Raw genomic sequence first — 18,804 nt, forward strand, 5'->3', positions numbered from 1 at the left:
ATTTTTTCCATTTCCCTCCTTGAGGAGACTCCCGTGGCACAACAGCACAAGCACGAGCCAGAAGTTCCATACCTGACACGCACCCAAGTGTTGGTGGCGATGGGAGTAACTGCAGTTATTTTGTGGATAGTCGCTAAACTGTGGTTGCGCTTTGGCAACATTTCTTTAATGTCCTGGCGTTGGCAACAAACAGAGTTAATGCTAGGAGTTTTTTTGGGTTTATGTATCACCATTTTAAGTGGTATAGTTTATCGCCTTTGGACTCCCTACCGCAGAAGCGCAAACTATTACTTAGAAATGGTTTTAAGACCCCTAGCTTTGCCAGACATCATTTGGCTGGGGCTACTACCTGGTTTGAGTGAAGAATTGTTATTTCGCGGTGTGATGGTACCAGCTTTAGGATTCAATCATTTAGCTGTTATTATATCTAGCCTTTGCTTTGGTGTCTTACACCTCAGCAGTCCTCAACAATGGCCTTACGTAGCTTGGGCAACTGTTGTCGGGTTGTTGCTAGGATACAGCGCCCTTTTTAGTGGCAATTTACTGGTGCCAATTATTGCTCATGTGATTACCAACATGATTTCCAGCTTTTTATGGAAGGTTGGACAATCCTCGCTCAGGATATAGTGCTGCAAGAGCGATCGCATCTGGTAAAATGCGATGCTCTTGCACTTGAATCCTAGCATGAAGTGTTTCTGGTGTATCACCGGGCAACACGGGTACAGCCGCTTGCATCACAATAGGACCGCTATCCATTTCCAAACAAATGAGATGCACTGTACAACCAGCAATCTTCACGCCTGCTGCAAGTGCGGCTTCTACAGCATGCGATCCCTTAAAACTGGGTAACAAGCTCGGATGAATATTAAGAATTCTGTTCGGGAAAGCGTCTATTAAAACAGACGTTACCAGTCGCATCCAACCTGCCATAACCACCCATTCCACACCATATTGCCGCAAAGTTTGCACAATTTGTCCGTCTAAATCTTGGCGGCGCTTGTAGTCGCGGTGATTGAGAAGTACTGCAGGTACGCCGCTTTTTGCCGCCCGTACCGCAGCATAAGCATCCGGGTTATTATAAATTAAGACTTGAATCTCAGCAGATAAGCGCCCATCGTCAATCGCTTGAGTAATAGCTTCAAAATTACTGCCATTTCCCGAAGCCATAATCCCCAGTTTGATAGTGCTATCTGTTGATTTGTAGCTAGAAATGCTTGGAGAAATCAAGCTAACATTGAGTGTATCGGTCAGAGAATTTTGATTCATAAAATCTACGGCTGTTTTACATTATGCTTTACCATCGCTCGCACAATCAGGAATTGTTAACATTCAAGACAGAATGCAAACTTTTCAGTAATGCTGGCATTGTATAAGGCTTTGGCAAAAATGCTTTAACACAAGTTATTTCCGGATTGTCTGCTATATTTTGGTTTGATTCCAATCCGCTAATTGCAATAATTTTGACAGATGGATTGATTGTTTGTAAAGCACGCATAGTGTCTATTCCACCTAGAGATGGCATCATTATATCCATCACGACAGCATTAATTTCTTGTTGATGCTGGACGTATAATGCGATCGCCTCAATCCCATCACAACCAGTTAACACCTTATAGTTATGGGCTTGGAGTAAAGATTTGCTAATTTCTCGAATAGCTTGTTCGTCGTCTACAAACAAAATCAACTCTCCATTGCCTGCAATCATCTCGCTATCTTCTGCTACATAAGAAATGCTTCCTTCTAGTGCGGGCAAATATACCTTAAATTGGGTTCCCCTTCCTACCTCGCTGTACACTTTAATAAAACCACCATGATTTTTAGTAATACCAAACACAGTTGCAAGACCCAGTCCCGTACCTTTGCCATGTTCTTTTGTTGTAAAAAATGGTTCAAAGATTCTATCCATTATCTCTGAAGGAATTCCAACTCCTGTATCGGTAACAGTCACAACAATATAGGAGCCTACTTTAGCTTCAGGATTCATTCTGACAAAGTTTTCATCAACAAAAATATTCTCTGCGGAAATACTTAAAACACCACCATTGACCATTGCGTCACGAGCGTTCACACAAAGGTTTAAAAAAACTTGTTGTAATTGAGTCACATCACCTAAGACAACCCCAAGGTTTGATGCCATCTTCACGCATATTTCAATAGATTTAGGAAATGTCTCAAAAGCGACTTGCTGAAACTCTTCCAGTAAATCTTTGATCTGTACCATTGTACTTTGGCTTTCAATTCCGCGTGCAAACTGTAAAACTTGTTTGACTAAGGCAGCTCCTCGTTTGGCACTTAATTCTACGGTTGTTAGTAATTTCTGTTTCTTTTCTTCTGGCAATTTTGTATGTAAGATAAGTTGAGCGGAAGCAATAATTGGGGTTAATACATTATTCAAATCGTGGGCAATTCCACTAGCAAGGGTGCCAATACTCTCCAAGCGTTGTGTCCGCAGAGACTGGGCTTCTAGTTTTTTTGCCTCAGTGATATCAGTATTAACTACCAGAATTGATACTGGTTGCTTAAACCAATCATTCATTAGAGTCCAGCGACTTGAAACAATAATTTCCCGCTTGTTCTGCGCTCTTTGATGTAACTCGCCTTGCCAACTACCTTTTAAAATTACCGTTTCCTTAGCACTTTCAAGATTGAGTACAGTTTTATCATCATATAATAATGTATTGGCATTCTTACTTAAAGCTTCTTCTGCTGTCCAACCGTAAAGATCCTCAGCACCTTTATTCCAAAAAAGAATTTTGTGCTCGTTGAGAGAACGAACTAAAATAGCGTCTTTTGTAATATTTAGTAAGGCAGCCTGTTCGCGAATTTTTTGCTCTGCTCGCTTGCGTTCTGTAATGTCCATGTTGACACCAATCATCCGCAAAGGCTTGTTGTTGCGATCGTGAAAGACTTGACCTTTCACTGCTATCCAATGTTCTTCGCCATCATGCCAACGTATGCGGTACTCCGTGTCTAAATCCAACCCTTCATTGATAGCACGTTGGATTTCTTGTTCTACTCTAGCAAGGTCATCAGGATAAACAGCTTGCGCCCAAAAGTTATATTTACCACTGAAAGCACCAGGTGCTTGCCCATACAGTACTTCAAGTTCTTCTGTCCATATTGTCTCATTTGTTTGAATATTCCACTCAAAAGTTCCAATCTTACCGATCTTTTGCGCTAGTTCCAATCGCTCTTGACTTTTCTGAAGTAATTCCTCATTTGCTTTTTGTAGGGCTGCTTCTGCTTGAAGGCGTTCTGTCATTTGTTGCTGTAATTCGCGGTTTACTGTCTCAAGTTGTGCAGGGCTTGGTAGAGCAAGTGCTTTTGGAACTAATGGTACTAGTGCCAACGCTGTATACAGCGAAACTACTGCAGTTATAGCTTTGATTAATCCCGATAACCAATACATTGGACGCCAAATTGTCCAAATTTCCATTATGTGGGTCGTGCCACAGGCGATAATAAAAGCTCCAAACAGAACAAATATCCAGTTAAAAGGCAAGTCTTGCCGCTTTCGTACAAAATAAACTAGCGCGATGGGAATTGAGTAATACGCAAGTGCAATCAGAGAATCAGATATGATATGCAGCCATACTAATGCTGGTTGCCACAGATAACAATGTCCGTGGGGAATAAACTGTCCGGAAGTTAAAAGATTCTTCAAAAATTCCAGCATAAAATGACGTGTTATATTATAGTTGCTTGTAAACATTGTGAATAACATGACCAACAACGCCTCAAAGCAGTTAACAAAAATTGCGTTGTAAAAAGTTTTTTAAATTTTAGTTATCATTTAATTACTTTGGCAGAGTAGCATAATTTATACATAATGGCAATACATATGCTTAATATAGTCCTCCAAATAATTGGCTTCTTAAAGAAAAAGCCCCTAGTTTAAGCTAGAGGCTGAGATTCTTATTGAGAAGAGAAATGCTGGAGAAGCTTTGCTGTTTCATTTTGACTTAAGGTGGGCTATGAACCCACAATCAAAAGAAGTAGATTATTTTTGCACCTGTCTGTATCTAGATAGAAGAAGACCCCGACAGAATCGGGGTTGTATTCTACGCAGATGATATTCCACAAATACCAATTTTTATTTTCCTTGAGAGGAAACAATTACACTACAGCCAAAAGGTACAAAGTTTAAATAGTTGTCGGTACCCAACTCCCCTGTTCGAGACAGCTAATCACAGGAAAATCCCTCTTCCCCTACTCCCTACTCCCCACTACCCACTCCCCACTTCCTATTTTCAAGCGGTCTGTAAGGATTCTTTGTAGAATATGACAGTTGTATGTACTCTGTGGCGGATCGTGATTGAACGTTATACCTTGCCTGAGATGGGCAATCTTTGGACGGAAGCTTATAAGTTTAAAACCTGGTTGCAAGTAGAAATCGCTGTTTGTGAAGCCCAAGCTGAGTTAGGTTACATCCCAACAGCCGCCGTTGAACAAATTAAGGCAAAGGCAAATTTTGACCCAAAGCGGGTACTGGAAATTGAGGCTGAAGTCCGCCACGATATAATTGCCTTTCTCACAAATGTCAATGAATATGTAGGTGAAGCAGGACGCTACATTCACTTGGGTTTAACGAGTTCTGATGTAGTGGATACGGCTTTGGCAGTGCAGTTAGTTGCAAGTTTAGACATTTTGTTGCGATCTTTAGAAGAGTTGATTGATGCTATTCGTCAAAAAGCCAAAGAGCATCGGAACACGGTTATGATTGGACGTTCCCATGGCGTTCACGCCGAACCTATGACTTTTGGTTTTAAATTGGCTGGATGGTTGGCAGAAGTTCTGCGTCACCAAGAACGTCTGAAAAATGTCTGCAAAACAATTGCAGTTGGTAAGATTTCTGGCGCAGTGGGGACTTACGCTAATGTTGAACCCCGTGTAGAAGCGATCGCTTGTCAAAAACTAGGGCTTCAACCAGATACAGCCTCAACTCAAGTGGTTTCACGCGATCGCCATGCTGATTTTGTGCAACAATTGGCTTTACTAGCTGCATCCATTGAACGATTTTCGGTGGAAATTCGCAATTTGCAAAGAACAGACGTTTTGGAAGTTGAAGAATTCTTTTCCAAAGGGCAAAAAGGTTCCTCAGCAATGCCCCACAAGCGCAACCCCATCCGTTCGGAACGACTGACAGGAATGGCTCGAATTGTCCGCAGCCATGCGGGAGCAGCATTAGAAAACGTTGCACTGTGGCACGAAAGAGATATTTCTCACAGTTCTGTCGAGCGCGTGATTTTACCAGATGCTTGCATTTTGACCCACTTTATGCTTCATGAGATAACCGACCTAGTCAAAAACCTGTTGGTTTATCCCGAAAACATGGAGCGGAATTTAAACTGCTACGGTGGTGTTGTCTTTAGCCAAAAGGTTCTGCTAGCTTTGGTAGACAAGGGATTGAGCCGTGAAGAAGCTTATGCGATCGTTCAACAAAACGCTCATACTGCATGGAATAAGCCCGAAGGTAATTTCCGCGAATTAATTGCCAACGACTCTCGCGTCACTCAACAGCTATCAGTTGCAGAAATTGAAACGTGTTTCGATCCTCAAAACCATCTCAGACATCTGGAGGAAGTTTACCAAAGATTAGGTATTTAGAGGGACTGGGGATTGGGAATTAGGGATTGGGGACTAGGGCGCAAGGCATTGCGCCCCTACAACCGAATGTATATGTATTGCCATATCTCTGGTAGAGAACTTTGCTGTACGGAGTTGATTCTACCTCAGTTCCATTTATGCCACCGTTATACATTCCTAAATTTCTTTGCCAAAGCATTGCTGAAAAGGTAGACAAAATCATACTACAGTTGTATTATTAAAATTAAGTCTCCATTACAAATAGTAAACAACTTCACATGATAGGTAGATTGTCTTCAACCATTAGTAGCGTAATGCATTGCCGACCCAGCCAGGGTTGGATAGATGCAATTGCGCTATTTGTGCTTGAGGGAACATATCTCTTATTAGGTGCAAAGAGTTCAAGTGTCGGTATTTTTGGAGCGATTCTCTCAGAAAGTTTTGCGATCGCCGAATGTCTGAATCAAGACCAATTCATCCAGAGTAGGAGGTGTAAGTGTTTTATAGCACTAGTATGAGTCAACAAGTATCAACTACCTGACCCCTGCTCCTGGATAACTTATCAGAAGCAGGGGTTATTTTTTTAAGGAGTGAATTCACTTATGGAAGCTCAACCACCAAGTCAGCCGTACATACTACAAAATTCAGTGGTAGTGTTCTCTAAAAACTACTTACCACTAGCACGCATCAATATCAAACGAGCAATCGTGCTTTTGGTGACGGGTCAGGCAGAATCTTTGAATTTTGGTACTACAAAACAGTGGGAAGTGCGATCGCCTAGTATCGTACTACAAGTCCCCGAACACATCCGCTTAACGGTTAGCAATCCCGAACGGCACTGGAAAGTACCTGGTGTCAATCGGCGTGAAGTTCTCAAGCGTGATGGTAATACCTGCCAATACTGCGGTAGCACAAAACGTTTAACCCTAGACCACGTGATTCCTCGTTCCAAAGGCGGACAGCATACTTGGAATAACGTTGTCACAGCGTGCGAACGTTGTAACCAAAATAAAGGCGATCGCTTACCCCATGAAGCAGGAATGGTACTGAAAAGTAAGCCCAAAGCGCCAATTCACCCAACCGTCACCTTTGCCGAACAATTTTGGAATACACAACGGCTGACTGAAAACGAGTAATTCACTCTTGTAAACTCTCTCAGAGAGGGCAACATAGTAATTTCCAAACATTGCCCTCTCACTTCAAAAAAAAATTTGTAGTATGCTCTTGACAAGCTTGTAGTACTTATGTAATATAAATGTAATGAAGTACAAAACCTCTGTAAAAGGCATAGCGTTAACACTTCTAAACTTTGAAAAGTTAATAATTGCAAAACCTCCCCCAGCGACTTCAATTCTTGCTTTGGACTTCTCATGGGTTGGTATCCAAGTCTGGTTGAAGGAAGCCGTCTGTAAAACGGATGCCCTTGTGCCTCGTAGGTTCAAATCCTACCCGACCCATCGTGGAGAGATTGCTATTGGCAGGGCAAGCTGTTTGCTAAACAGTCATGAGATTCATCATCTCATTGCGGGTTCAACTCCCTCTCTCTCCGCTTTCCCAGTTTACCGGGATGTAATTCAGCGGTCTAGAAGCCTTGTTTTGGGGACAAGGAGTCGTAGGTTCAAATCCTACCATCCCGACCATTTATTTGCCCCTGTGACGGAATTGGAAGACGTAGCCCGCTTAAACCGGGTTGATTGCTGGTTCAAATCCAGTCAGGGGTACTCGCACCAGATAGAGCAACGGTTAAGGCTCAACGGTTTCATAAGCCGAGGTTCAGTGGGTTCAACTCCCACCTCCGCTACCAAACGCACGACTTCACGGAAGATGCCGCTAAATGGTTGGCAACTGGTCTTGAAAACCAGGGTGGGATAAAACCCAGGAGTTCGATTCTTCCATCTTCCGTTTTCTTCCAGAAATAGAAAAGTCTAGTACTGCATTTGTTTAATTTGAAAGGACTGGCTGCCATACTTATGTGGAAAACTATTAATTTACTCAGAAACACTGATTTTTGTAGAAAATAGGTATACTTATAAACCTAAATAAATACTATGGTGTCAAATTTTAGTTTTTGTGCCAGACTCTAGCAAATGGGGGTAAGTCTAAGTGCCTGCCCTTTTATACATAGTTAAGCGCAATTCAAACATAACTCTATGATTGACATCCTAGCCGCACTATCTGCATCTGCGGCGGCAGGAATTAGAATAGCCCTGCCCCTGCTTTTTATTGGACTACTTCAAGGCAGTAGTCTTTGGTCAGATGTTCCTCTTTTATCCCAGGTTTCGACTCCTTTGTTGCTGTTCTTGCTGACAAGTTGGTCAGTGGTTGAGATATTTGCCTCTAAAAAACTCTTAGGGCAGCGAGTGTTACAAGTATTTCACTTATTACTTGCCCCACTTGTTGGAGCAATTATGGGGTTGGCTGTTGCAAATGCGACATCTACACCAAATTGGTTGATTGCGCTTATTGGCGGTTCATTAGCCTTCGTGCTTCAACTAGTCCAAATCGGTTGGTTTTACCGATTGCGAGGCATACCATTGTGGGCTGTCTTTATTCAAGATGCTTTGTGTGTTGCTTTGGTATTTTTTGCCTTGGATGCTCCCACACAAGGTGGATTAATTGCTTTAATTCTTTTATGGTTTGCTGTTCATAGTGCTAGGATTTGGTATCGCTGGTATCGCAAACGACTCATCAATGGCTCCTAGCGCTAATAAAGTTGCCCTTTGAGCTTCTGTTAAACCAGTGACTCCGGCGATCTTCATTCCTTCATAAGGTGGCGGACTTTTAAGGATTTTTAAGCATTCTCCTGTTTCTATATCCCACAATCGGATAGTTTGATCTTCACCAGAACTTGCCAGAATTGGATGTTTGACTGTGGTAACGTTTGAGTCATAATTAATGAAGGCAACTGCATAAACCCATCGCGTATGTCCTTTTAGAATTTGCAGGCACTGTCCGGTTTTAATATCCCAGATTCTGATAGTGCGATCGCTGCTTCCACTTGCTAACAGTTGACCATTTGGGCTGTAGGCTACGCTGATAACAGCACGAGAATGTCCTTTTAGCGTTAGCAAGCATTGGCAAGTTTCTATGTTCCAAATTTTTATCGTTGTATCTTCACTGCCACTTGCTATAGTTTTCCCGTCTGGACTAATGACAATTGACCAAATTCCATGAGCGTGTCCTACAAAGGTTTTAAGGCATTGCCCTGTGTGTACGTTCCAAGCTTTAATCAAAAAATCTGCGGAACCACTAAATAGGAAATTGCTATCGGGGCTGTATACAACTGATGAGATGACACTATTATGACCTTTTAAAACTTGCAAGCATTCTCCAGTATTGATATCCCAAACACGTATATCTTTATCAGTACAACCACTAGCTAAAGTTTTTCCATTAGGACTATAAGCAACTGAAAGTATCCAGTTAGTATGACCCCTCAAAATATGCAAGCACTCGCCAGTTTGTATATCCCAAATTCTCGCTGTTTCATCTGAACTACCGCTTGCTAAAGTTTTTCCATCAGGACTGAAAGCTAAGCTTCGTACCCAATTGGTATGCCCTTTTAAAGTTTTGATACAACTTCCAGTATTAATATCCCAAAGTTTAACGGTTTGGTCTTCACTATCACTTGCTAAAATTTGACCACCAGATGCATCCTTTGGTAGGATTGCGATCGCCCAAATACCACTACCATATCCTCGAAAAGTTCTGAAACATTGTCCCGTGTGAATATCCCAGAGTTTGATTGTTTGGTCATCATCACTGGCAATTATGGCTTTTCCATTTGGACTAGGAGTCAGCGAGCGAATTGAATTAGTATGCCCTTGTAACGTTTTTAAGCATTCTCCAGTGTGAATATCCCAGATTTTAATGGTTTTGTCACTGCTGCCACTGAACAATATTTTACTATCAATTGTACTAAATCTTACACACCAAATATGTGAAGCGTGACCTTGAAGCGCATGCAAACAATTGCCTGTATTCACATCCCAAACTTTGATAATACCATCAGAGCCACTACTCACTAGTCTTTTGCTATCGCAACTAAATGCAGTAGACCAAATAATCCCTTCATGTCCTTGTAGTGTTTTTAAACACTCACCAGTACTTGTATCCCATAGTTTGACAGTGTGATCGCTACCTCCACTTGCTAGAATTTTACCGTCTGAACTGACAGCGATTGACCAGATCCAATCTGTATGTCCTTGCAATGTTTTCAAACACTTTCCCGTCTGTATATTCCACAGTTTTATTGTTTGGTCCATACCAGTTGGTAATTTTCCACTTCCTGATTGGTGTCTTCTGTTACTTAGGTCGCGAGTGGGAATTGTCTTACCGCCTAGGAATGCGTCCTTGGATTTGCGTAGGATTCAGCGCACCAGTAGCAGCAGCAACAGCAGTGTTCTTAATTTATCCCATCGGACAAGGTTCTTTTTCTGATGGTATGCCTTTGGGAATCAGTGGAACCTTCAACTTCATGTTGGTGTTCCAAGCAGAACATAACATCCTCATGCATCCCTTCCATCAATTAGGAGTCGTAGGTGTTTTTGGAGGCGCTTTTGCTTCTGCTATGCACGGTTCTTTTGTAACCTCTGCTCTCATTCGGGAAACAACTGAAACTGAATCTGCCAACAACGGTTATAAGTTTGGACAAGAGCATGAAACTTACAATATTTTGGCAGTTCATGCTTACTATGGGCGCTTGATATTCCAATACGTTTCTTGGAGAAATAGCCGAGGTTTGCACTTCTTCTTAGGTGCTTTGCCTGTCATTGGTATCTGGTTTACTGCTTTAGGTATCAGCACGATGGCGTTTAACCTCAATGGTTTTAATTTCAACCAGTCCGTAATTGATTCTCAAGGTCGTGTAATTAGTACTTGGGCGGACATCCTGAACCGTGCCAACCTGGGTATGGAAGTGATGCACGAACGTAACGCTCACAACTTCCCCCTTGATTTGGCTTCCAGTGATGTTACTCCTGTAGCGTTACAAGCTCCAGTTATTGAGGGCTGATATTAATTGGATTTTATTGGTCTGCTGTTATGAGTGCTTAACTAAATGCGATGACTAATAAACGCCCCATTCCTGGGGCGCTTTTTTTATTAGCTATTAACCAGTGACCAGTGACCAGTGACCACTACAACAACCCAATCATATGTAGCAGACCGTGACCTGTAATTAACTCAATAATCAATGCAATAAAGCCCAGCATAGCAATACGACCATTCCAAACTTCTGCACTTGTGGTCATCCCCCATTCCCAGCGTTCTGGTGGGTAGATTCTCACCTTCTTCTTCATTTGGGCGGCTTGCGAAAGCTTAAAGCTGGGCGCTTTTAATGCATCAATCACTAAATCGGCGAGTGCTTTCACAAAAACGGGATGCGTATTCAGTGCTGGTACGCGTCGGAAGTTGTGAATCCCTACTTCTTCTGCAAGTTCTCGATACTCGATATCAATTTCTTGCAGTGTTTCAATATGTTCTGAAACAAAACTGATTGGCACAACGACTAAATCTTTGACGCCTTTTGTTCCTAGTTCCTGTATGGCGTCTTCCGTATATGGTTGGAGCCAATCTACCGGACCTACACGACTTTGGTAAGCCAAAATGTAAGGATTTGGTCGGTTGAGGGTTTGCATAACCAAGCGGGTGCATTCCTCAATTTCTTGCTCATAGGGATCGCCTGCTTCTTCAACGTAGCTTTTGGGAACGCCGTGAGCGCTAAAAAAGATATGAACTTCGTCACGATTGGGAAGTTGGTCTAGTTCTTGGGCTATCAGTTCTGCCATTGCTTGGAGATAACCCGGTTGTTTGTACCAGGAGGGAATAACGGTGTAATCGATCTGTTGCAACCCTGGGTCTTCTTTCCACAGCCTTTCTAAAAGTCGGAAACTCGAACCACTTGTACTAATGGAAAACTGGGGATACAGAGGTAGGATAACAAGGTGTTCTATCTTGTCTTGGGTAATTTTGGCGATCGCTTCTTCAGTATAGGGATGCCAGTAACGCATACCAACATAAATATTGGCTTCTTGTCCTTGGGAGGACAGTTGTTCTTTCAAGGCGTCCCCTTGCGCTTCAGTAATGCGCCGCAGTGGTGAACCGCCTCCAATTTGCTTGTAGTTTTCTTGAGATTTTTGAGTGCGTCGTGAGGCAATGAACCAGGCTAGAGGTTTTTGCAACCAGGGGAATGGCAGGCGAATAATTTCTGGATCTGAAAACAGGTTGTATAGAAATGGCCCAACATCCTCTAATTTATCTGGACCACCAAGGTTAAGAAGTAAGACGCCCACGCGACCCATAGCAATTATTATCCCCAATTTTTTCAGCTTTTTTACTAATGTTAACAATATATCTCGATTACATATATAATATGAACTATAATAGTGATGCCCGTGGCAAAAATTTTTAGAATTGCTGAAAAAGCCCTCACCCCCTACCCCTCTCCCATTGGGAGAGGGGGCTTGTTGGTCTGTAATCCCTAATTCCTAACTTCTAATCCCTAATTCCCAATCACTGTTCATTCGGTTTCTCAAGAGGTGTCACCGTTACAGCAGGCGAAGGGACTACTTCTACTGATGATGTTGTCGGTGCTACTTCGGGAGTTAGTATCGGAGAGAAAGTTGGTGTAGGTGTTGGTTCTTCTGTTGAAGAGTTAGATTCAAGGGATGGTGACGGGGGAAATGTAGGTGTCGGTTCTTCTGTTGGCGTTGGGGTCGGTGTTGGTTCTGGTTGTTCGGTGGCTGAAAATGTAGGTTCAGATACAGATGACGGTTCTGGTGCAGGTGCTGTATCAATTTCTGGTTTCTGGCGTTTGATAATAGTTGGTTTTGGCTGGTCAAACTTTGGTGTTAGTGGCGGAGTTATGACTGGTTTATGTTCGGGAAAGGTTAACTGCGTATTAGTTCTAGGTACTGACTCGACGGCTTCTGGTAAAGGAGTTTTAATGGTACTGGGTTGAGATTTGGGAGTATATGACGGAGTCGGTGTGGGTTCCTGCTGCGGAGAAGGTGTAAAGCGATGCCAGTTAGACCAAGCAAAAAATCCTACTGAAGCGAAAATTCCAGCAGTTATGACCCGTTTTGGCGAAAGTAAAGAAGTACTTAGGTATAAAGGTTTATACGAGGGGGAAGCATTGTCTGCAACAAGATTTAGTCGCGTGACTAAATGCTGTGAGGGTAATTGCAGACGGGTTTGCTCGCTCATTTCTGCTTCATCGGGCAAAGTTCTCTGTTGGTTTTCGTCTGGAGATGATGGGAATGAAGAGTTTTTTAGCCAATTCAAATTGTGGTAAGTTGCTGTCACTCCTTTAGTATCACCTAACGATTCTCGTAATTGCACTGCTTTTGTTAAATACTTTTTAGCCGTGCTATTTTCTTCCAAACAAAGAGCACGAATTCCTAATTGGTGCAAAGCCCAAGCTTCATCTGCTCGAGATTGTTCGGCTTGAGATGCTTGTAGTCCCCTGTTCAGTACTTGCTCCCACAAACTCCATCGTCTGCTTAAAGCCAGTGAACTTTCTATTGCTCTAACCAAGCGCAGTATATCTTGCCATCGACTGTTTCTTACAGCCACTTCTAAAATCTGTACAGTTGCATCAATTTCTTCTAACAAATAATTGGGTTGCTTCTGATATCTTTCTGCGAACTTAACAAAATATACTATGGCATTTTCTAATGTCGCTGTTAACTTCCACTCTGGCGGTAAAACTTCAACTATTGCCTGAGTTATTTTGTATCGAGAACTCTGCAACTGTACTAGATTTCTACGCTGAAGCGTTTCTAGTAGCTGGTCAGCATTGTAGATTTGCGCGATCGCGCTAACTTGCTCTTTCTTTAGCCCAACTCTTCCCATCACTAGCAATAATTCTAGAATTGTCTTGTGTGGTTTTGATAGTGATGCTACAGTTTGTTGAATTAAATAAGGAACAGGCTCAGTAGATGGCAGTTGGCTAACTATTTCAGCTAGCGATCGCCCTTCCTCTACTATATTGGCAACTGCCACCTGTATGTGTACGGGATGTCCGTTTAGGAGAGTACAAAGTGATTTTGCCGCCGGAAGTTCTTCCCTTGTTAGAGAACGTCCCAGTTCTTTTTCTACTAAAGAAATAGAATCAATAATTGACAGCGTAGAAAGGGGTAGAGAACGACCCTTTTTCGGAAGACGTTTTTTTGATGAAGCTATTAGAAAAGTCAAATGATTCTGAAAATTTATTAACTCCTGTAATTCTGCTTGTATGAGTTCATCATCATCATCTAAAACTATTAAAGCTTGTTTGTCCTGAATTTGTTCTTTGATTTGGTGATTAGTTGGTTTGTAAGGAATATGACTTTGATAGTATGCGTCCCAAATACACTGTAGTAAATCACCTACATATGGGTGAGCAAGGGATAGTTTAATAACACCATCCGGAAAAAGAGACATAGATTGAATGTCATGTGCTAAGCAACTCAAAAGAGCAGTTTTACCAAAACCAGCAGAACCGTACAGTTCTACTGATTGACCAACTCCAAGGGCTGCGATCGCTTCTGTCAGCAATTCTTGACAACCCAAGAGGTTATCAACAGAACCTTCTTGCACCAACACTGGGGCGGGGCGCGAGAGCTTTGTTGGTCGTTCTTCATCGGTTGCTATATTTGCCATAGCGCCGTGGCTCGAACCAATCTTGATAACGTAATCGCCAACAGCTAGTTGACCAATCGTTTCCCCCTGAAAGTTTGCTATGATACTTTTTTGAGGCATAAGGTTTTTTTCCAGCTTTCTTTAAGCTCTTTTCCCTATTTACACGGTAATGCTGCCGCAACCCATACGAGTTTGACAAATTTTTCTCGATTTGCCAAGTTTTAAGTATCTATACTATAATCACTAACCACTGTACGGGCGCAATGCCTTGCGCCCCTACCACCAACCACTAATCATTCAATTTCCGTTGTAACTGTTTTAAAGCTTGATACATATCTGGTAAGCGATTCAAAACAGCTGATACCTTCAAATATCTTTTATAAGGTATAGCAGGAGCGCCAGAAACAATTTCTCCAGGTCGAACATCATGATGGACTCCTGCTTGTGCAGATGCGATAGACCGATCGCCCATCTTCACTTGATTGCCAACTCCCGCTTGACCTGCTAAGATAACCCCTTTTCCCAGCTTAACACCCCCCGCCATTGCAGATTGACCTGCTAGAGCACAACCTGCACCTATTTGGCAACCGTGACCGACTTGTACTAAGTTATCAATCTTTGTGTTATAACCTACCCGTGTTTCTCCAACAGCAGGGCGATCGATAGCACTGTTGCATCCCACTTCTACACCATCTTCCAAAACCGTACAGCCAGATTGCTCCATTTTTACCCAACCCTTGGCACTGGGAACAAAACCAAAGCCCTCAGCACCAATGACAGCACCACTATGAATGACACAATCTGCACCAATACGGGTGCGTTCGTGAATAGTACAATTGGCGTGTAAAGTTGTGCGATCGCCTATCTTAGAATTTGGATAAATCACCACATTAGGATGGATGCAAACTTCATCACCAATTTCTACATCCGGCTGAATGACAACATGAGCACCAATGTAAACATTCTGACCAATTTTAGCAGTCGGGTGAATAATAGCAGTGGGGTGAATCTCTGAAGCCGGACGCCAAGGTTGGTAAAACAGTTTGATAACTTTAGCAAATGCCAGTCGTGATTCAGGCGCTGCTATCCAAACAATACCTCGCTCTTGTGCTTGTGCTTGCAACGCTTCATTCTTAGGCAAAATTAAAGCGCCAGCGTTTGTTTTCCCAACCCAAGAGGCAAATTTTTCTCCCTCTATGTAGCTAAGATGATGAGTTGTTGCTTCCTCAACAGATGCTAACCCTGTAATTTCCGGGTCAAGGTCTGTGTTGAAAATTAGGCTATTGGAAGCAGCCATCTCACCAAGTTTTTGTATAATTTCGCTAAATTTCATTGTAATAAATAGTTATCGTGAATTGCGTGTTTTGGATGAAAAAGGGCATTGGGTGTTGGACATAGGGCATTGAGTATTAGTATCACCTCTACTCCCTACTCCCTACTCCCTACTCCCTACTCCCTACTTCTTACTCTTTCAGCAATAAATAATATAATGTGCCATTCCCACCTGTGACACCAGCACGATCGCCTGCAATTTTACCAGTACCCATAAAATAATCCACCCGTCCCGGACCTTTGATCGCACTGCCTGTATCTTGGTCGAGCACGTAACGGTTTACAATCCGGTAAGTCAATCGCTCGTTTTCACTGAGGTAGGGAAAGCTAGCGTTAATGAGCGCTAAAGCTCCCGGTGGCATAAGAGATTTGTCAGTCGCGATCGAGCGTTCTGCTGTCACTGGTACGCGAATGCTCCCCCTCGCAGGTTCACCGTTAGTTTCTTTAAAGAAAACAAACCGTTCCCAGCGTGGCAGATAAACATTCATTTCCTTAGGATTTTGCTTGAAATATTTTATCATCACTGGCATCGTTAACCCCTTTGCAGGAAGTCTGCCATCTTTAATGAGTTGTCCTCCAATACTTGTCCAAGGATAATCTGTTGCGCCTGCATAACCAATAGATGTAACAGAGCCATCAGTTAAGTTGAGTTGGGCTGAACCTTGGATGTGTATTAAGTATGCATCCAAGCGATCGCGAAACCAAAATAATTCCAAACCACGCAACCGACTTTGATTACCTAGCAAACCATTTTTTCCTTCCAACTGAACTCGTTTTGGGTGTGGTTTTGCCCACTGCTTAAAATTAGATGGCAAAGCATAAACAGGATACTTATAGACTGATGTGCGAGTTCGACTAGCAGAATATACTGGTTGATAGTAGGCAGTAAACTTAACAGTTCCATTACCATCGTTCCCAACAGACTGGTAGAAAGTAAACTCCCGACTCACAGCAGCTTGCAGATCTGCAGGTGATTTAGCACTGACAACAAGCTCGCGGAAGCGCAGCAGACTTCTACGAACGCGGTCAAGAGTAAACTCTCTAACGGGATAGTTCTGATACGCTGCAATGGCTTCTTTAGTTGCTAGGTAACGCAAGCTGTTGTCTATTGATGTTAACAGCGCCTTCCAATCGCCCTGTCTACCGCCTCCACTCCAAATTTGTTCGTCATAACCCAAACATCTAGATGCTGAGGTACAGTCAACAACAGGATTGATAGGTACTAACGGTAGAAGCTCTTCGGGTTGGCTTGGTTCTGGTGACCAAGTCTCAGGTTGATTTTGTGTAGGATAGGGCGGGTAGCCAGGAACCTGAGCAAAAACTGATAATACCGGGTTGATAAGAGCAATTCCCAGACTTAAAGAAACTAAAGCAAGCGTTTTTTTCATGATTTACGCAAATCTTTCCACACTAGAACTAAAAACAGGTTCCACTCGGATAGCAAGGATCTGAGCTGGACGCACTACCATGTATTCACCTTGAATATTCTTAATCGGTACGCTGATAAAGTCATTAGACGCACTTTTAGGCATAAGCTCGCCACTATACCATTTTTGAAAGTCTTGAATAGTGGGAAAACGCACTTCTTCTCGGTGTCCACCTTCGATAAGTAGGTAGACTGCGTACTCATTCGCTGTTCTGGGCATAACTTTAAACCATATTGAAAAACATCCAACCCATTGTCAACTACGCATCCCCAGAATGGGAAGGGGAATTACCCTGACATAAAGACAAAAGAGATGAGGGAGTAGAGGAGTGGGGGAGAAATTTCCTCCTTCTGTTCCTTGTTCCCAGTTGTCGCCTATGACGGTCACTGACTTGTAAACAGTTCCCGGTGTTGGGGATTTTGGATTTTGGATTTTGGATTTTGGATTGGGCAAGAGTTATTCTCTCTTGTCTCCCCTTGTCCCCCCTTGTCCCCAGTCCCCAGTCCCCAATTCCTAACCCCTACCCGAATACCAAGTTGAAAAAAGAATGCGACAGATCCTAGTGTGAAATGTAGCCCAAGCAAAGCTTTCCCAATCCAAAATCCAAAATCTAAAATCCAAAATTGTACCACCCCTCATAAAGTAAAGTTTAGTTGCAAAAAAAACAACTCTAATTTTAAGGTGTTAATCTAATAATTGAAGCTACAAAGCTTCCCTGGCAGATCAAACAGCTAGTGTGTCAACGTAAACACGTTAAAAAAGAGGTAAAAACGCTGTTCACTTCACATCTGTCTCGTCAAAACACAACAACACCCAAACCGAAAGGTGATATTTCCTCAAGTGGTGAGCAACAGGGGGCACTGTAACTGTTGAATCCTCTCTTTTGTAAAGAGTTGATACACTCAGTACATCCCTAGCTAAAATGAACAAAGAGAGGAAGTCACTCATCTAGTAGAGGTTTGGGTGTTGTTGTTTTTCAAGTAACACTCAGTGTAAGCTTGTAAAAACTTACAAATCGCAAAGAGACAGTTGAAATAGCGCTTTATGTCAATTATTGCTCTAAGAGCATGGTACTTAGAAAATTATGAGCCGATTCACGAACTGGAAAAACGTCCACCAGATCTGCGGCTCAGTAAAAGAAGCCTTTTAAAAACAGGGTTAAGGGCAGACTTTTTAGAAGATATTGAGCGAGTGAAAATCTCAACTTGGTTTGGACGCTATTTGGAAGGAGAAAATATTGAATTTTACATTGAGGGTAGTGGTGGTTACTGCTTGGCTAATATTGACTTGATTAGCCATGAAATGTATTTTACCAAGCAGGTTTTACTAGCACAGTTAGATCCCATCATTTTTTTATGCCATCAAACTGAGTACCCCGTAGCAAGTGAAGCTTTACGAGAAGCAGTGCTTCAAAGTTTGGATATTTTGAATTTGCGATCGCGCATTCCATTATCATTTGTTGAGTCTTACCGACCAAAAGATGCTCCACTCCGACTGAATTCTACAATGATGCGGAAAATCCGCAAGAGTTTGTTATTTATTGCGGATGCTACACCTATTACAAGCATGGATGGGGAGCAAAGCCCTCAACTGCTACCCAGTCCAAACGTCTGTATTGAAATTGGCTATGCCCTTCAATGTAAGAGAACAGAGCAAATTTTACTAGCACAAATGCAGCGTCCTGAATTGCAAGGACAGTTTCCGTTTGATTTACAAAAGGGACAAATCTTGCAATTTCAAGACAACAAAGAAATTAGTAAAATTTTGCCTCAAACAATAGAAAATCAACTTGTTAGATTTAGATTGTTTGTTTAATAAACATATAGGCAAAGACAAA

Annotated in this window: 15 protein-coding genes, 5 tRNA genes and 1 pseudogene; 11 read left to right on the forward strand and 10 right to left on the reverse strand. The window is 42.4% G+C overall.

Features of this window, described 5'->3' with window-relative positions:
• Nucleotides 1-33 precede the first annotated feature (33 nt).
• Nucleotides 34-627: a CPBP family intramembrane glutamic endopeptidase gene (locus tag WA1_RS07560; RefSeq protein ID WP_017749378.1), complete on the forward strand. Its 594-nt coding sequence runs from the start codon at nt 34-36 to the stop codon at nt 625-627.
• Here the strand turns inward: WA1_RS07560 and purN are convergent.
• Both purN and WA1_RS07570 read right to left on the reverse strand, forming a co-directional pair.
• Nucleotides 592-1,266 (reverse strand): phosphoribosylglycinamide formyltransferase, encoded by a 675-nt coding sequence (gene purN, locus WA1_RS07565; RefSeq protein WP_017749377.1) that lies wholly within the window; start codon nt 1,264-1,266, stop codon nt 592-594. The genes WA1_RS07560 and purN overlap by 36 nt on opposite strands.
• Before the next feature lie 46 nt (nt 1,267-1,312).
• Entirely contained in the window at nt 1,313-3,664 is a 2,352-nt protein-coding gene (locus tag WA1_RS07570; RefSeq protein ID WP_201789075.1) for a hybrid sensor histidine kinase/response regulator, read from the reverse strand.
• Between the two features lie 647 nt (nt 3,665-4,311).
• On the opposite strand from WA1_RS07570, the gene purB reads away from it, so the two are divergent.
• Nucleotides 4,312-5,607, forward strand: coding sequence for an adenylosuccinate lyase (gene purB, locus WA1_RS07575; RefSeq protein ID WP_026135305.1), 1,296 nt, complete (start codon nt 4,312-4,314; stop codon nt 5,605-5,607).
• 19 nt (nt 5,608-5,626) lie between these two features.
• Here the strand turns inward: purB and WA1_RS56745 are convergent, their stop codons facing one another.
• Nucleotides 5,627-5,809 (reverse strand): hypothetical protein, encoded by a 183-nt coding sequence (locus tag WA1_RS56745; protein WP_158516610.1) that lies wholly within the window; start codon nt 5,807-5,809, stop codon nt 5,627-5,629.
• A gap of 379 nt (nt 5,810-6,188) precedes the next feature.
• On the opposite strand from WA1_RS56745, the gene WA1_RS07580 reads away from it, so the two are divergent.
• The 7 genes from WA1_RS07580 (at nt 6,189) to WA1_RS07605 (ending at nt 8,288) form a co-directional block, all read left to right on the forward strand.
• The gene (locus WA1_RS07580; RefSeq protein WP_017749374.1) at nt 6,189-6,722 is read left to right on the forward strand and encodes an HNH endonuclease; all 534 of its coding nucleotides are present in this window, start codon (nt 6,189-6,191) and stop codon (nt 6,720-6,722) included.
• A gap of 236 nt (nt 6,723-6,958) precedes the next feature.
• Nucleotides 6,959-7,043: transfer RNA gene (locus WA1_RS07585), tRNA-Tyr, on the forward strand.
• 4 nt (nt 7,044-7,047) lie between these two features.
• Nucleotides 7,048-7,135, forward strand: a tRNA-Ser gene (locus tag WA1_RS07590).
• A gap of 14 nt (nt 7,136-7,149) precedes the next feature.
• Nucleotides 7,150-7,226, forward strand: a tRNA-Pro gene (locus WA1_RS07595).
• 7 nt (nt 7,227-7,233) lie between these two features.
• Nucleotides 7,234-7,307, forward strand: a tRNA-Leu gene (locus WA1_RS07600).
• A 98-nt stretch (nt 7,308-7,405) separates the two neighbouring features.
• Nucleotides 7,406-7,488, forward strand: a tRNA-Ser gene (locus WA1_RS54780).
• Between the two features lie 248 nt (nt 7,489-7,736).
• Complete coding sequence (locus WA1_RS07605; protein ID WP_017749373.1) at nt 7,737-8,288, forward strand: DUF4126 domain-containing protein; 552 nt, start codon at nt 7,737-7,739, stop codon at nt 8,286-8,288.
• On the opposite strand, the gene WA1_RS07610 is transcribed toward WA1_RS07605, so the two are convergent.
• Nucleotides 8,217-9,806: a WD40 repeat domain-containing protein gene (locus WA1_RS07610; protein ID WP_272819096.1), complete on the reverse strand. Its 1,590-nt coding sequence runs from the start codon at nt 9,804-9,806 to the stop codon at nt 8,217-8,219. The genes WA1_RS07605 and WA1_RS07610 overlap by 72 nt on opposite strands.
• Nucleotides 9,807-9,844: 38 nt before the next feature.
• Here WA1_RS07610 and WA1_RS07615 point away from each other — a divergent pair.
• A pseudogene (locus tag WA1_RS07615) lies at nt 9,845-10,600 on the forward strand (photosynthetic reaction center family protein); the annotation flags it as partial.
• Between the two features lie 124 nt (nt 10,601-10,724).
• On the opposite strand, the gene hemH reads toward WA1_RS07615, so the two are convergent.
• The 6 genes from hemH to WA1_RS56750 form a co-directional block, all read right to left on the reverse strand.
• On the reverse strand, nt 10,725-11,888 hold the full coding sequence (gene hemH / locus WA1_RS07620) for a ferrochelatase (protein ID WP_017749370.1): 1,164 nt from the start codon (nt 11,886-11,888) through the stop codon (nt 10,725-10,727).
• A 211-nt stretch (nt 11,889-12,099) separates the two neighbouring features.
• The gene (locus WA1_RS07625) at nt 12,100-14,328 is read right to left on the reverse strand and encodes a hypothetical protein (RefSeq protein ID WP_017749369.1); all 2,229 of its coding nucleotides are present in this window, start codon (nt 14,326-14,328) and stop codon (nt 12,100-12,102) included.
• A 169-nt stretch (nt 14,329-14,497) separates the two neighbouring features.
• Nucleotides 14,498-15,541, reverse strand: a complete 1,044-nt coding sequence (gene lpxD / locus WA1_RS07630) for a UDP-3-O-(3-hydroxymyristoyl)glucosamine N-acyltransferase (RefSeq protein WP_017749368.1) — start codon at nt 15,539-15,541, stop codon at nt 14,498-14,500.
• A gap of 130 nt (nt 15,542-15,671) precedes the next feature.
• Nucleotides 15,672-16,928 (reverse strand): murein transglycosylase A, encoded by a 1,257-nt coding sequence (gene mltA, locus WA1_RS07635; RefSeq protein ID WP_017749367.1) that lies wholly within the window; start codon nt 16,926-16,928, stop codon nt 15,672-15,674.
• A 3-nt stretch (nt 16,929-16,931) separates the two neighbouring features.
• Nucleotides 16,932-17,186: a hypothetical protein gene (locus tag WA1_RS07640; RefSeq protein WP_017749366.1), complete on the reverse strand. Its 255-nt coding sequence runs from the start codon at nt 17,184-17,186 to the stop codon at nt 16,932-16,934.
• A 36-nt stretch (nt 17,187-17,222) separates the two neighbouring features.
• Entirely contained in the window at nt 17,223-17,420 is a 198-nt protein-coding gene (locus tag WA1_RS56750) for a hypothetical protein (protein WP_158516611.1), read from the reverse strand.
• 591 nt (nt 17,421-18,011) lie between these two features.
• Between WA1_RS56750 and WA1_RS07650 the strand changes: the two genes are divergently transcribed.
• The gene (locus WA1_RS07650; RefSeq protein WP_017749364.1) at nt 18,012-18,782 is read left to right on the forward strand and encodes a hypothetical protein; all 771 of its coding nucleotides are present in this window, start codon (nt 18,012-18,014) and stop codon (nt 18,780-18,782) included.
• Nucleotides 18,783-18,804: the final 22 nt, after the last annotated feature.

The sequence above is a fragment of the Scytonema hofmannii PCC 7110 genome, from assembly GCF_000346485.2.
Lineage (GTDB): Bacteria > Cyanobacteriota > Cyanobacteriia > Cyanobacteriales > Nostocaceae > Scytonema > Scytonema hofmannii.

Coding starts and splice junctions, on each gene's coding strand:
- WA1_RS07650 (WP_017749364.1), top strand. CDS start 18,012: ATGTCAATTATTGCTCTAAGAGCATGGTACTTAGAAAATTATGAGCCG.
- WA1_RS07625 (WP_017749369.1), bottom strand. CDS start 14,328: ATGCCTCAAAAAAGTATCATAGCAAACTTTCAGGGGGAAACGATTGGT.
- WA1_RS07580 (WP_017749374.1), top strand. CDS start 6,189: ATGGAAGCTCAACCACCAAGTCAGCCGTACATACTACAAAATTCAGTG.
- mltA (WP_017749367.1), bottom strand. CDS start 16,928: ATGAAAAAAACGCTTGCTTTAGTTTCTTTAAGTCTGGGAATTGCTCTT.
- WA1_RS07605 (WP_017749373.1), top strand. CDS start 7,737: ATGATTGACATCCTAGCCGCACTATCTGCATCTGCGGCGGCAGGAATT.
- hemH (WP_017749370.1), bottom strand. CDS start 11,888: ATGGGTCGCGTGGGCGTCTTACTTCTTAACCTTGGTGGTCCAGATAAA.
- purN (WP_017749377.1), bottom strand. CDS start 1,266: ATGAATCAAAATTCTCTGACCGATACACTCAATGTTAGCTTGATTTCT.
- WA1_RS56745 (WP_158516610.1), bottom strand. CDS start 5,809: ATGATTTTGTCTACCTTTTCAGCAATGCTTTGGCAAAGAAATTTAGGA.
- lpxD (WP_017749368.1), bottom strand. CDS start 15,541: ATGAAATTTAGCGAAATTATACAAAAACTTGGTGAGATGGCTGCTTCC.
- WA1_RS07640 (WP_017749366.1), bottom strand. CDS start 17,186: ATGCCCAGAACAGCGAATGAGTACGCAGTCTACCTACTTATCGAAGGT.